Annotated in this window: 16 protein-coding genes; 15 read left to right on the top strand and 1 reads right to left on the bottom strand. The window is 61.8% G+C overall.

Annotation, left to right across the window (positions count from 1 at the left end; translation table 11 throughout):
* Positions 1-416 precede the first annotated feature (416 nt).
* Positions 417-893 carry a hypothetical protein gene (locus tag RKE25_RS23185; RefSeq protein ID WP_311842721.1) on the top strand — a complete coding sequence of 159 codons (477 nt, stop codon included), beginning with the start codon at positions 417-419 and terminating at the stop codon, positions 891-893.
* A 765-nt stretch (positions 894-1,658) separates the two neighbouring features.
* Here the strand turns inward: RKE25_RS23185 and RKE25_RS23180 are convergent.
* Positions 1,659-2,003 (bottom strand): hypothetical protein, encoded by a 345-nt coding sequence (locus RKE25_RS23180; RefSeq protein WP_311842720.1) that lies wholly within the window; start codon positions 2,001-2,003, stop codon positions 1,659-1,661.
* A 102-nt stretch (positions 2,004-2,105) separates the two neighbouring features.
* Between RKE25_RS23180 and RKE25_RS23175 the strand changes: the two genes are divergently transcribed.
* From RKE25_RS23175 to RKE25_RS23110, 14 genes are all read left to right on the top strand, one after another.
* The gene (locus RKE25_RS23175) at positions 2,106-2,783 is read left to right on the top strand and encodes a DNA-binding protein (protein WP_311842719.1); all 678 of its coding nucleotides are present in this window, start codon (positions 2,106-2,108) and stop codon (positions 2,781-2,783) included.
* 119 nt (positions 2,784-2,902) lie between these two features.
* A complete protein-coding gene (locus RKE25_RS23170; RefSeq protein ID WP_311842718.1) occupies positions 2,903-3,166 on the top strand; it encodes a hypothetical protein in 264 nt (87 codons plus the stop codon).
* A gap of 56 nt (positions 3,167-3,222) precedes the next feature.
* Positions 3,223-4,137, top strand: a complete 915-nt coding sequence (locus RKE25_RS23165; RefSeq protein WP_311842726.1) for a DNA cytosine methyltransferase — start codon at positions 3,223-3,225, stop codon at positions 4,135-4,137.
* 313 nt (positions 4,138-4,450) lie between these two features.
* Positions 4,451-4,942, top strand: coding sequence for a hypothetical protein (locus RKE25_RS23160; protein ID WP_311842717.1), 492 nt, complete (start codon positions 4,451-4,453; stop codon positions 4,940-4,942).
* Between the two features lie 37 nt (positions 4,943-4,979).
* Positions 4,980-5,261, top strand: coding sequence for a type II toxin-antitoxin system RelE/ParE family toxin (locus RKE25_RS23155; protein WP_311842716.1), 282 nt, complete (start codon positions 4,980-4,982; stop codon positions 5,259-5,261).
* A gap of 35 nt (positions 5,262-5,296) precedes the next feature.
* Positions 5,297-5,560 (top strand): hypothetical protein, encoded by a 264-nt coding sequence (locus tag RKE25_RS23150; RefSeq protein ID WP_311842715.1) that lies wholly within the window; start codon positions 5,297-5,299, stop codon positions 5,558-5,560.
* Positions 5,561-5,652: 92 nt separating this feature from the next.
* A complete protein-coding gene (locus RKE25_RS23145) occupies positions 5,653-5,907 on the top strand; it encodes a hypothetical protein (RefSeq protein WP_311842714.1) in 255 nt (84 codons plus the stop codon).
* The gene (locus RKE25_RS23140; RefSeq protein WP_311842713.1) at positions 5,907-6,137 is read left to right on the top strand and encodes a hypothetical protein; all 231 of its coding nucleotides are present in this window, start codon (positions 5,907-5,909) and stop codon (positions 6,135-6,137) included. Before RKE25_RS23145 ends, RKE25_RS23140 begins: the two co-directional genes overlap by 1 nt.
* Positions 6,138-6,589: 452 nt before the next feature.
* Positions 6,590-7,429, top strand: a complete 840-nt coding sequence (locus RKE25_RS23135; RefSeq protein WP_311842712.1) for a ParA family protein — start codon at positions 6,590-6,592, stop codon at positions 7,427-7,429.
* 2 nt (positions 7,430-7,431) lie between these two features.
* Positions 7,432-8,526 (top strand): ParB/RepB/Spo0J family partition protein, encoded by a 1,095-nt coding sequence (locus RKE25_RS23130; RefSeq protein WP_311842711.1) that lies wholly within the window; start codon positions 7,432-7,434, stop codon positions 8,524-8,526.
* 75 nt (positions 8,527-8,601) lie between these two features.
* Complete coding sequence (locus RKE25_RS23125; RefSeq protein ID WP_311842710.1) at positions 8,602-8,940, top strand: TrfB-related DNA-binding protein; 339 nt, start codon at positions 8,602-8,604, stop codon at positions 8,938-8,940.
* A gap of 3 nt (positions 8,941-8,943) precedes the next feature.
* Positions 8,944-9,396, top strand: coding sequence for a DUF2840 domain-containing protein (locus RKE25_RS23120; RefSeq protein WP_311842709.1), 453 nt, complete (start codon positions 8,944-8,946; stop codon positions 9,394-9,396).
* The gene (locus RKE25_RS23115) at positions 9,393-9,929 is read left to right on the top strand and encodes a S26 family signal peptidase (protein WP_311842708.1); all 537 of its coding nucleotides are present in this window, start codon (positions 9,393-9,395) and stop codon (positions 9,927-9,929) included. The genes RKE25_RS23120 and RKE25_RS23115 overlap by 4 nt, the downstream gene beginning before the upstream one ends.
* 2 nt (positions 9,930-9,931) lie before the next feature.
* Entirely contained in the window at positions 9,932-10,504 is a 573-nt protein-coding gene (locus tag RKE25_RS23110; RefSeq protein ID WP_311842707.1) for a transglycosylase SLT domain-containing protein, read from the top strand.
* The last annotated feature ends 1,595 nt before the right edge of the window (positions 10,505-12,099 follow it).

Here is a 12,099-nt window from a genome sequence, read left to right as displayed (position 1 = left end):
GCGATCATGGTAGCCCCTTGCCCGGAGGTTTGCAACCGCAAAACGGGTACGAGGGAACTCATGGATTACCTTTGGTCAGGTGCCATGCCCCCCGAAAGGGGTTGGCATTGCCGGCACTAGGCTCCCCCCATCACGCCATCGCGTATTACCTCCCCACGGGCGAAAAGCGTCCGCACGTCATTATTGACGCGCTCCACGTGATCGACCGGGCGGAACGCGGCCGGGGCGCCCTTGGGGCGCTTCTCGGGCGTATTGGCGTGCGTGGAAAGAGTCGCCAAAGGGCGCTCCGTAAGGACGCCAGGACGAACCGTTGTGCGCTTCTGAGCGCGATCCTGTCGCACGCCGATGTTTCGACCGGCGTAGTAGTTTCCGAGTCCCCTACCCCGCTTCCTGACGGCACGCGGTATTTAGTTCCTATGAGCGTCGCGACCCTGGCAAAAAAGGCCTATGGCGAGCTCATAGCCGACGAAATTTCGATTGCGCGCGTGATCCGTGGATTACGTGATTTGCGGGAGCTGGGATTAATTGACCTGACGCCGCAGTTCGAGCGCCTGTCGAATGGCGACATTCTGAACATGCCCAGCGTCAAAGCCGTTACAACCCATTTTTGGGAGGTTGCGCGGCTGTGGGACAAGCTGGTCAAAGTCCGCGGCTCAAAGGCCGCCGAACGCTCTGTGCAGCGCTTGCAGACCATCCTAGCGGCCGTCGCCAGGCGACAGGGCCGCAAGCGTGCTGAGCGCGCTCTGACGCACCAAACGCGCGGCGCCGTCAATGGCACGCCGGCATCGCGTGCCGCTGCCGCTGAATATCGCGCCAAGGCTGAGCGCATGGGCCTCACGGGCGCTGCGCTAGAGCGCTCCGTGGCGGCCTATATGAGCCGCTGGCGAGGCTAAGGCGCCCCAACCCCTCAGTTTGACGGCCGCAGAGCTCCTGGCTCGATACAGGCGTGCCCGAAGGCCTAAAAACAGGCCAAATCCACCTCTTTTCGCACGCTAAAACTGCCCACACGCGACGGCAACCGCGCGAAATTGCCGGCGATCGCTGCGCCTGGCCAGCGCCGCGGTGGCCACCACGCCCTCGAGCGCGGCGAGGCACGACCTTAAGTGTCGCCCCCACCCCGGCTAAGTGTCCTCCTATTCCAAAACCTCTCTACACATCAAAAGCAGCCAACGGCTACGCCGCTGGCTTTGAAAATGCGCCGGCATCCATGCCGGCAAGTTTTCTATGTCCCTACGCACACCGTAGCGTTTCGGCCTAGCGGACCCTAAGCGGCTGGACGACCCTACGGGCCGCCCACCCGCTAAGGGCCGGGTGACGCCTGGCCCGGCGCCCTACGGGCTTGGGCCAGGCTTGCCGGTTGCGTGCAATCCGCTGGAACTGGACGGAGGTACACCGCATCTCCACGAAGGTTTAGCGGGGAAAGGGGCCGGACCCTCGAGAAATCGAGTCCTTGAGGCCGCCTCGAGGCCTAACGACGGCGTTCAGCCCTAAAGCCTGGCCTTACCCTTCCGAGACATAGGGGCTCGCTGTGGGGCGTCACAGGCGGTTGGGACGAAACTGCCAGCATGCCCGATCGCGATCGGCGGGGCTTCGCAGCCCTTGTGCGCCAAGGCTTCCGAGAATTACTAAACTCTGAGCAGCTGGAATCGTTCAATAATTCAAGCGCCCTGGTCAGCCCACCAGGCACGCAGTTTGGCTGCGGCCGACGCTTTTTCGCCTGGCCGGTCCACAAGCGATCGCCATTCCTGGCGTAGATCCTCGAGATTCAGATCCTCCCGGGGCACGGAAATCACGCCGTTTCCGTCGCACACTGCGCATTGCATATTGCTGACACGCAGGCACGCGGGACATTCGCGCACGTGCCAAAAGCGACGGTGCATGTAGATGCCCTCGCGGCATCGAATGCAATCCGATCCAGCTCGATGCAGATCGTAGGCCGGATGACCGCAGACGTCGCAGATCCCGCCCGGCCCCAACAGCATCAAATCGACTTTGCGCCCCATGCGTGGAGCCTACGCCCCCGCCGTCTCACGAGTTGCGCCATTGCGTGTAGTATGTTGTATGTAGTATTATACATCTCACTACATACATACTCGGAGGGTCGCATGGCTGGCGTAAGTCGTGAGGACGTTTGGGCGGTAGCGGATCGACTTGTTTCCGAAGGGAAGCGCCCTACCCTGGCCCTTGTCCGTTCTGCGCTCGGCGGAGGTTCTTACTCCACCATCCATCCCGCCTTTATCGCGTGGCGCCAGGAGCGTTCGGAGAAGGTTGCGTTACCGACCGACAAGGCGCCGGCCGGAGTTGTCGATCGCGTGAACGCACTGGTTTCTGTTATCTGGCAGCAGGCCACGGACGATGCGGCGGCACGCTTTGACGGCGAGCGTCGCGCACTACAGGGTGCAGCCGATAAGGCGAGCCAACGGGCGGACGAAGTGGATGAGGCGCTTGCACAATGCGCGGAAGAACTTGACCGGGCAAATGAGCGGACTGACCAGGCTGAGAAGACCTTGAGTCAGGTGCGAATCGACATGGGCGCCCTCGCCCAAGAGTTGGCCGAGGCGAAGCAATTCGGCGCCGCTCAGGCCGCGGCAAAAACCGAGGCTGAGGCGTGGATCGCGGATCTTCGGGTGCAGCTTGACCAGGCGCGTAGCGATGCGGCAAGGGCTCGTGAGGAGGCAATGTCGGTAAGGCTTGAGCTCGCAGAGGTGTCGGGGCAGCTCGGCGCCGCCAAGGCGACAAACGCGGATCTTCTGGCGAAGCTGACGCCGAACAAGAAGGGATGAGGGGTCGAGTTTTCGCGGCGAAAACAAGCAGAAAGTCTTGCTAAAAGTGTTGACTACATATCCTGTCATTGCGATAATTCTCAGGTCGCGGGAGTGCGGCGCTATCGAGAGAGTGAGCAATGAAACAGATTCAACCGGTCAAGCAGTCCACCGAACAAGACTTTGACTTCGCGCTTGGCGTGGTGCCGCCCGCGCGGTTCAATGTTGTTGCCGGCAAGGACGGTTACGCCGTATTCGCGATGGGCGAGGCGGTTAGCGGCTCCCTGTATCACTGGCACGTCGCCATCGGTCAGGCCTACTGGACATTCCTCGGCTGCATCACGCTTACCGAAGCCGAGGTGCTGGCCCATGTGCGCGCCGCGGCGGCCGAGGTGGCGGCATGATCGGGGGCATGTTCTTGGCAAGCGGGAACCGGGCAGGCGCTAACGCGCTTGCCGGCATTCGTGCGGTCGATCTGTTCGCCGGGGCTGGTGGCTTCACGGTCGCGGCTGAACTGGCGGGCGCCCAGGTGGTATGGGCCGCTAATCACTGGCCCGAGGCGGTGCGTACCCACGAGGCCAACCATCCCGAAACCCAGCACGTCTGCCAGGACTTGCGCCAGGCAGACTGGACCGCGGTGCCGGCGCATGACTTGCTGCTTGCATCCCCTGCCTGCCAGGGGCACTCCCCGGCGCGAGGAAAAGAGCGGCCGCATCACGATGCTACGCGCGCCACGGCCTTTGCCATCATTGATGCGCTCGACTGCCACATGCCCAAGGCGGCATTGATCGAAAACGTGCCTGCCATGATGAATTGGCGGCTGTTCAACGCTTGGTGCGGCGCCCTCAATGACCTTGGCTACGCGGTGGCTCCGCATGTCGTGGACGCGGCGGACCACGGCGTTCCCCAGCATCGCGAACGGCTGATGATCGTGGCAACCCGCAGCAAGCATCCGCTGCAACTGCACTTTGACCCTAAGCCCCACGTGCCGGCTTCGAGCTTCATTCGCTTCGACCAGGGCGACTGGACTCCGGTCGATCGACCTGGCCGCGCGCCGTCTACGCTTGAGCGCGTCCTCAATGGTCGCAAGAGCTACGGTGAACGGTTCCTCATGCCGTACTACGGCAGTGGCTCCGGCAAGACGGGCCGGTCTCTGGCTCGACCGATCGGCACCATTACGACGCGGGATCGCTGGGCCGTCGTTGATGGTGGGCGCATGCGCATGCTGTCGAAAGACGAGAACCGGGCCGCCATGAGTTTCCCGACCGACTACCGCTTGCCGGCGCAACACAAGCTGGCCGTTCACATGCTAGGCAATGCGGTTCCGCCGCTGATGGCTCAGGACTTCATTGCCGCGGTAGCGGCCAGGATCTAACTGGCGCTCGCCGCAGTTTTCGCGGCGAAAACCCGGAATCGGAACGAGTGCGCCGCGACCATTTTTCGCGGCGAAAACTTAGGTGACTTATATGCGGCAGATGATTTGGGTGGTGCTGGCTTGGCCGGCGCAAGGCGGCCAGGCAGTGGAGGTAGGGCAAGGTGGGAGGTGGGTGGAAGCGGATCAGGCGAAGCAGGAATACCTGGCGCGCACGCCGTTCGCTGGCACCTTGTCGGTCGATGAGCGGGCCACCTGGCTTGCAAATAATAGTAAATTGCGGTACGATTAATTGTAAATTGCAGGAGGTGCCGTGATGGCAGTTAATACGCTTCACCAATTCGATATCGGGGCTTTGCCTGCGATTGACCACGGCAGGCTCGCCGAGGTCATCAAAGCGGGCGCCGTCGAAGATGCGCAGGTTTACGGTGCGCGTGGTGGGTGGCACGTCGTCGTAAAGGCAGGCGGCCAGGTGCGCGCATTGGCAGCAAGTCGCAGCGGCCATCTGCGCCTGTTTACCAAGATCGACACCTTGATTTCGTACCTGGCGGGTATCGGCATTTCGCATTTTCAGGTGGACGCGACGCGCTTTGCAGACGCCACCATAAGGACGAGGACGCGGGCCGATCGATCGGAGGCAATGCGGGCGACGCATGAGGCGGCGGCGTATGTTCGCCACCTTCAAGAAGCCGTCCAGGCGGCTCGCGACGAGACGACGCCCAGGATGCCGAACGAATTGGTAGAGGCAGAGTTTGCAGAACGGCGAGCGGCAGCCAGGAAAAAAGGCCGGGATGGCAGTAAGGCGTGAGGCGGCCTAAAAGGCCTCAGTTTTGGAGCAACACCTAATGGCGATTATTTGGAGCAGCAAGGCACGGGAAGACAGAAAACTCATTTTCGATCGCATCGAAGCGGATAACCCTTTGGCGGCAGATGCGCTTGACGAAAAGTTTTCGGCGAAATTGATTCAGGCGGAACGTAATCCTTTGATGTACCGCGTAGGGAAGGTTTCGGGGACACGCGAGATACCCGTTACATCAAACTACATCATTATCTATGAGGTAACGAAAGATAATGACATAGACGTTATGCGTATCATGCACACGAAACAATTGTGGCCCCCTGTTTAAGCGGGGCGTGTGGCCCGCCCTTACATTGAGGATCTATGGACAACACTGGCTTTGTTGACTTTGCATCGGCCCCGCGTAGCGCGTACCGCGCCCGGATTGTTAGCGTCAACGGGATTGTTGGCACTAAGGGGATCACGCCTCTCGTAGACGTGTGGGTGGATGTTCAAGTGCCGGATCACATCGATAACGTCAAGGATGAGGTTTTCTGTTTGGCGATGCGCGAGCTGCATCGGCAGGGGGTGCGCGGCAGCTTGGATGCCAACCTGTGGCGCCTCGAGGACTACGTGCGGCAATCGTGATCCGCGGAAAGTTGCGAATTTCCTGCGCGGGTATTGATTACATATCCTGTCATTAGTATAATACTCCCATCAGACGGCGGATGGGTCATGCAATGACGAAGAACATGATTACTTGCTCGGTTGTCGAAGGACACACGTATTACACGGCCGTAAGTCGAGGCGTGGAATACATGGCGCGTCAGTGTCCGGTGACAGGGCGGTGGCAGGTTTACACCAATCGCCTCGCTCTTGGTCGTCTGAACACCGGGGGAGTCAAGCATTTCGACACCCTGGCCGACGTATCTACCAATGTGAAAGCGCTGGCTGGTTTGGACGTGCTAATTCAAGCGCAGCCGGTGGCCCACTAATGAGCAAAGTGACTCCGGAAAAGAAGCAGCAGGCCAGGCGAGCGGGGTATCGTGCCGCCTTGCGCCAGGAGAGCTGGGTGGCGACGGACTGCGCCACATTTCGCATGTTGATCGACGGGTTTGCGCCGGGCGAGGGGGCGATCGAGCTCGCGCAAGATTGGATGGATGGCTATCAAGAGCGCCGCAACGAAGAAGCGGCAACCAACGTAGGAGGGCTGCAACATGTGTGACCAAGCTGAGCCGGTGTTTGCGCGCTTTCGGTGCCATCTTCGCAGTGCGCCTGGCATGTGGGCTGCCTATGACGGCTATGTAGACGTGCACGCACCTACGGAGGCTGAGGTTTTCCCGAGGGCTGTGCGCGAGCTTGCACGCACGAGCTTCCCCGATCGCCCGAGCCTTGCGAGTTGGCGGCTCGAGCATATCGAGCGGCTGTGACGGCACCGCTTTTCGCCGCGAAAACCGAATGACGAAGGGTCGCCCAGGCGGCCCTTTTTTGTGTAAAAGTATTGCTGAAAGTGTTGACTACATATCCTGTCTGTGTGATACTTCACTTGCCGCGGGAATGCGGCATTTCGAGAGAGCGATGAATTGCCCGCAACCCGGTGTCGGGATTGCAGGCGGACCAAACCGAAGCGAACGCCAGGCGATCGCTAAACCAAATCCCGAGGGGAGACAAAACCACATGCTCAAGCTCAACCTGAACGTCTTGGCCCGGCACGTCGTCATTGCGTGCTCAAATCTCAAGGGCGGTGAAGGCAAGACCACCGTGATTCGCCATTTGATCCATTTTGCAGCCGAAGTGCTCGGCTTCCGTGTCCTGGCTGTGGATCTTGACCCGCAGGGAAACCTTTCCGATTCACTGATTGGCTTCCAGCGTCCGGCCGGCTTCACAACGACGGCCGAGCTGTTCGGCGAGGAATTTGACCCGGCCCAGGTAAAGCCCGTGGAAGTGCCGGGCAGTAACGGCAATATTTTCCTTCTGCCGTCCGATCACCGCCTCGACCTCCTGGCAGAGCTCGACGGCGATCGCAAGGTGTTTGTGAAGCGTGCGAGCTCGCACCTTCGCGCGATGGCCAAGAACTTCGATATCGTCCTCATCGACACGCCGACCAATGCGCCGCTGTGCTACCTGGCTGGCCTGGCCGCCGCCGATGGCAGCGTCAGCCCGGTCCAGATGGACACCTACGGCCTTACCGGTGCGACGCGCTTCCAGCAGCAGTTGCAGCGCGTGCGTTCCACCTACAACCCGCGGCATCGCCTGCTTGGTTTCGTGGTCAACCGCTTCAACACCCGCGCCAAGTCGCACGGTGAAACGCTCGCCAATGCTCGCGAGAAGCAGCTCCCCATTTTGCAAACCGTCCTGAAAGAGCGTGTAGCGGTGCAGGACGCGCTTGCGCGTGCGATGCCGGTGTGGCGTGGCCCCCGTGGGACCGTCAATCGCACGGCCTCGCAGGAGTTCAAGGCGATGTGCCAGGAAGTGTTGACCGCAGCCGGTGTCCTGGCGGCTGAAGGAGCGAAGTAACCATGAACGCCAATCTCCGTATGAGCGCCCTCGATGCGCTGGGCTCGGCTGACGAGCCGGAAATCATTCTGATGATCGACGTCACGGACATTGAGCGTGACCCGAATCAGCCGCGAAAGGAGCTCGACCAAGAGAAGATCGAAGGCTTGGCCCGTAGCTTTAAGCTCGAGGGCCAGCTTGATCCGATTGAAGTTCGCATGAATCCTGATCCGTCCGGTAAGCCGTGGATCTTGGTGAACGGTGAAAACCGTTGGTGGGCAGCGCCGCTGGCTGGCTTCACGCAGCTTCGCGCTCTCGAGCGTCGCCACGACGATGACCCGAAGGCTCGCCGCAAACGCCAGTTTGCGAGCAATTACCACCGCTCTGATATGACGGCCCGAGATACGGCGCTGTATTTGCAAGACGTGCTCGAGGACGAGAAGACCATCGAGAAGGTGGCCGAAGTTACCGGCGTGTCTATCAGCCAGGTATCGAAGTTGCTGAGCGTGCTGAACCTGTCCGGCGTGGCTAAGGAAGCATCCGAGCAAGGCTTGGCGAAAGATCCCGAGGTGCTGGCCCAGCTCGCTACGCTCGAGAAGGTGAGCCCCGCTGACGCAACGGCGTTGGTTGAGTCCGCTAAGGCCGGTGAGGCGCCACTCACGCGCAAGAACGTCCGTGAGAAGACCAAGGAAGCCAAGGGCGCCAAGAACGCCGCCAAGGGCGGCAAGGGCGAAACCAAGGGCAAGGGCAAGGACAGCAGCAAGGGCGGCGGTATGGCACCGCCTAACCAAAGCTTCGGCGGCGCTGGCTGGGAGGCTCCTAGGCCGGTCAACGACGGCAAGGAATACGGCTCAGTCCGAATGGAGAACGACGGTCCGTCGTCCCGCCCGGCCAAGGCTCCCAAGCCCATGCCGGTCATCTACCTCGAGTTCATCGGTGATGACGCCGATCACCGCGCACTGTGGGACGTCATGCTCAAGCACGGCAAGGCCGCGCTTTGCATGATCGCCGGCAGCGACGCTGAGGGTTGCCTCTTGGTGCAGTTCGGCGACACCGACAATACCGAGGCGTTCCCCCGTGAGGCGCTTCGGATCGCATCGGTTGAGTACCCGGCTTGATGCGCCGGCCAAGGGCGGTAGACGTCCCCTTACGGGGCGTCCGCCGCGGCCAGATGGATCGCGAGGCGAAACGGCATGACTACCAGCGAAACCCGCTTTGAACGACTGACCAACGACGTATTTCAGCGCGCCGTCGATCGCACGCGGCTTTCCGCCGCGAATGTCGAACTTGCCCGCCAAGTGCTTGTAACAGGCAGATCCGCGTATGCGGTTTCACGTGAAACGCAAGTAAAACCACAGGTTATCTACGGGGCAATCAAGCGTATTCGGGCGGCCCACGCCAAGAACCAGGCGGAAGCGCCGGAGGGCTGGGTTTCGGTGACGGTGAGCGTCCCGAGCGAGCTCGTGCCGGAGGTCAAAGGCATCGAGCAGCGCGCAAAGGGTTCGGCAGATCCGCACGGCCAGGGGCGCTAACCAGTGGCGAAGATCCCCGCGACTCGGATTCGCACCGAGTACAAGGAGGGGGTGCTCAATAATCGCCTCATCGCCGGCAACCCTCTCCGAAAGGAAGTGCTGGCCTCAACGGCGGGGCACACCATCGAGCTCGCTCATTTCGCCCCTCACCAGCGCTTTGCGCTCGACCTGTGGAGGCGGAACGAGTTCGGCACAACAGCCTGGCGCGTCATTGTTGGCCGCACGATCGCGCCGGGTGAATACGGTCAGAAGCTCCCCGGCGTGCATCCCGCCGCGGTTCCCCTTATGGACGTATCAGGAGCCACCAGGGCGCGCGCCGCCTTGCGATGGCTTCGCGACAAATCGGACGAGATAGATGAACTGACTGAGGCTGAGCTGGTTTCTGCCGATATGTTTTTCAACAACGCGCCAATGAAGCGCATCCGCACGTACATAACCGCCCAGGGGGGCGCATGAAGGCCAAACTCGCCAGCCTCGCCAAGACGTTTTCCATTGCCGCAGCAGCTATCGCGGTGGCGTGGGCGATTCCCTTCGGAATGACCCTGGCGGGATACCGCCTTTATCTCAATACAACGACGTCCGTGCCAAGCGGCGTCTATATGGTGCATGTCGGCGAGATGCCGACAGAGCGCGGCGGATACGTGACGTTCTACCCCCCGGAGGACGCTGCGCGCCTCTTGTACGGGCGCGGATGGCTCGCCCCTGGCGCCCCCCTTACCAAGCAGGTCGCCGGCCTTCCAGGCGATATCTATTGCGTCAATGCTGATGGCATTACCGTCCGCGGCGAAAGGCTTGGTCCCGTCTATTCTCATGACCGCAACGGCGTTGCACTGCCTCGCCTCGATGGCTGCACCGCGGTACCCATTGCACATATTCTGCCGCTCGGCCTGAGCGCCCCGAATAGCTTTGACGGGCGCTATTTCGGCGCCGTGAGTGATCGCCTTGTAGTCGGCAAGGCACGACTCATCCTGACCCTGCCGCGTGGCTAACCATGCTCGATCCGGCCTTTCTAACGGCATGCGGCCCGTGGGTACACGCGGAAACCACGGCGGCAGTGATCGCCCAGGAGAGCGGAGGCAATCCGTTCGCGATTGGTACACCAGGCGGACCAATCTATGCGAACTCTGTGGAAGAAGCTCAGGCGCTCCTTTTTAATGCCATGCGTCGCTACAAGAGCGTCGATATCGGCATCATGCAGATCAATTCCCGATGGCTTGCTAAGTTGCCCATTCAGCCCGTGGAACTGTTCGACCCATGCACGAACATCAAGATTGGCACGTCCATCCTGGCCGCCAATTTTGAGAGCGCAGTGCCGAACTCGAAAACGCCCCTCGAGGCGCTAATTCGAGCTCTTTCGGCCTATAACAGCGGATCACAAACGGCCGCACTAGGTTACGCCTACAGCGTCATCTCAAGACCACTGGACGGCACGACCAAGGCAGTTTTCAAGGTGCATCTGCCGGCGCCGTCGCCAACGCCAAAGCAGCCGCAACAGCAAGCCGGAACCGTGTTTTATCCAACCTCCCGGCCAGGTCGAGGCAGCATCTTTTTCAAGAGTTCCTAGCGCGTCCCATTGTTGTCGTGTGGGCTCCGATGTGGGGCTCGCCCACAACTACACAGGGCGGCCACTGGACCCTCTTACGGGGTCCAGCAGTCTCCCTGTGCATTTGTGGACGACCATCCCGGCTGGGTAGGCATGACGGCTTCGGGCGGCCGTGCGCCAGGCCATCGCGGCGCGCTGGCCTGTCACCCGTCCGGGGCTCCGATGTGGGCTCGCCCACAACTACACAGGGCGGCCACCGGACCCTCTTGCGGGGTCCGGCAGTCTCCCTGTGCATTTGTGGACGACCATCCCGGCTGGGTAGGCATGACGGCTTCGGGCGGCCGTGCGCCAGGCCATCGCGGCGCGCTGGCCTGTCACCCGTCCGGGGCTCCGATGTGGGCTCGCCCACAACTACACAGGGCGGCCACCGGACCCTCTTGCGGGGTCCGGCAGTCTCCCTGTGCATTTGTGGACGACCATCCCGGCTGGGTAGGCATGACGGCTTCGGGCGGCCGTGCGCCAGGCCATCGCGGCGCGCTGGCCTGTCACCCGTCCGGGGCTCCGATGTGGGCTCGCCCACAACTACACAGGGCGGCCACTGGACCCTCTTACGGGGTCCAGCAGTCTCCCTGTGCATTTGTGGACGACCGTCCCGGTTGGGTAGGCATGATGGCTTCGGGCGGCCGTGCGCCAGGCCATCGCGGCGCGCTGGCCTGTCACCCGTCCGGGGCTCCGATGTGGGGCTCGCCCACAACTACACAGGGCGGCCACCGGACCCTCTTGCGGGGTCCGGCAGTCTCCCTGTGCATTTGTGGACGACCGTCTATAGGGTCGCCATCGGGCTCTACTACCGACAAGGGCACTGACCTCGCTCTCACAACCCTGCGGGTTGCTCAATCGAGCTCAGGTAGGTCACAGGCGGCCACCCGCTGGGATGGCCCGTCGTGCGTAGCGGCCAACGGCACTGGTCTCGCCCGAACAACCCTGGCGGGTTGCCCGGTCAAGCCCAGGTAGATCACAGGCAGTCGCGACACCGCGACTCGGCAAGCTGACAGCACTGACCTCGCTCTCACAGCCCTACGGGCTGCTCGATCGAGCTCAGGTAGGTCAAAGGCGGCCACCCGCTGGGATGACCCGTCGTGCGTAGCGGCCAACGGCACTGGTCTCACCCGAACAACCCTGGCGGGTTGCCCGGTCAAGCCCAGGTAGATCACAGGCAGTCGCGACACCGCGACTCGGCAAGCTGACAGCACTGACCTCGCTCTCACAACCCTGCGGGTTGCTCAATCGAGCTCAGGTAGGTCAAAGGCGGCCACCCGCTGGGATGGCCCGTCGTGCCAGTGATGAAAACAAACGCATAGTGGGGCAGGGGCATCCTTTGGAACCCCCTTGGTTCCAAAGGATGCCCCTGCTTAGTCCTTTCGATCGCGCCTGCAAAGGACGAAAGAGGTGGCTTGGTTTCGCCCCGCGAGGGCGCGCTTTCGCGTGCGAAAACGCGGCTTCGCCGAACCAATCCCGTCCTCGCTTTGCTTGGACGAGGACCGCACTTCGGGGGCTTGAGGGATCAGGAGGGAGGGGGAAGCCCCGAGCGACTGAGGCCCGAAAAGCTAAGGGCA

The organism is Dyella sp. BiH032, from assembly GCF_031954525.1.
Lineage (GTDB): Bacteria > Pseudomonadota > Gammaproteobacteria > Xanthomonadales > Rhodanobacteraceae > Dyella_D.
Note: the sequence above shows the minus strand (reverse complement) of the source record. Positions and strands in the feature narration are given on the sequence as shown.

What these genes read in the sequence shown, in the direction of transcription:
- RKE25_RS23130 (WP_311842711.1), top strand. Translation starts at nt 7,432, where the DNA reads ATGAACGCCAATCTCCGTATGAGCGCCCTCGATGCGCTGGGCTCGGCT.
- RKE25_RS23125 (WP_311842710.1), top strand. Translation starts at nt 8,602, where the DNA reads ATGACTACCAGCGAAACCCGCTTTGAACGACTGACCAACGACGTATTT.
- RKE25_RS23115 (WP_311842708.1), top strand. Translation starts at nt 9,393, where the DNA reads ATGAAGGCCAAACTCGCCAGCCTCGCCAAGACGTTTTCCATTGCCGCA.
- RKE25_RS23185 (WP_311842721.1), top strand. Translation starts at nt 417, where the DNA reads ATGAGCGTCGCGACCCTGGCAAAAAAGGCCTATGGCGAGCTCATAGCC.
- RKE25_RS23160 (WP_311842717.1), top strand. Translation starts at nt 4,451, where the DNA reads ATGGCAGTTAATACGCTTCACCAATTCGATATCGGGGCTTTGCCTGCG.
- RKE25_RS23155 (WP_311842716.1), top strand. Translation starts at nt 4,980, where the DNA reads ATGGCGATTATTTGGAGCAGCAAGGCACGGGAAGACAGAAAACTCATT.
- RKE25_RS23150 (WP_311842715.1), top strand. Translation starts at nt 5,297, where the DNA reads ATGGACAACACTGGCTTTGTTGACTTTGCATCGGCCCCGCGTAGCGCG.
- RKE25_RS23170 (WP_311842718.1), top strand. Translation starts at nt 2,903, where the DNA reads ATGAAACAGATTCAACCGGTCAAGCAGTCCACCGAACAAGACTTTGAC.
- RKE25_RS23140 (WP_311842713.1), top strand. Translation starts at nt 5,907, where the DNA reads ATGAGCAAAGTGACTCCGGAAAAGAAGCAGCAGGCCAGGCGAGCGGGG.
- RKE25_RS23135 (WP_311842712.1), top strand. Translation starts at nt 6,590, where the DNA reads ATGCTCAAGCTCAACCTGAACGTCTTGGCCCGGCACGTCGTCATTGCG.
- RKE25_RS23145 (WP_311842714.1), top strand. Translation starts at nt 5,653, where the DNA reads ATGACGAAGAACATGATTACTTGCTCGGTTGTCGAAGGACACACGTAT.
- RKE25_RS23180 (WP_311842720.1), bottom strand. Translation starts at nt 2,003, where the DNA reads ATGGGGCGCAAAGTCGATTTGATGCTGTTGGGGCCGGGCGGGATCTGC.
- RKE25_RS23110 (WP_311842707.1), top strand. Translation starts at nt 9,932, where the DNA reads ATGCTCGATCCGGCCTTTCTAACGGCATGCGGCCCGTGGGTACACGCG.
- RKE25_RS23175 (WP_311842719.1), top strand. Translation starts at nt 2,106, where the DNA reads ATGGCTGGCGTAAGTCGTGAGGACGTTTGGGCGGTAGCGGATCGACTT.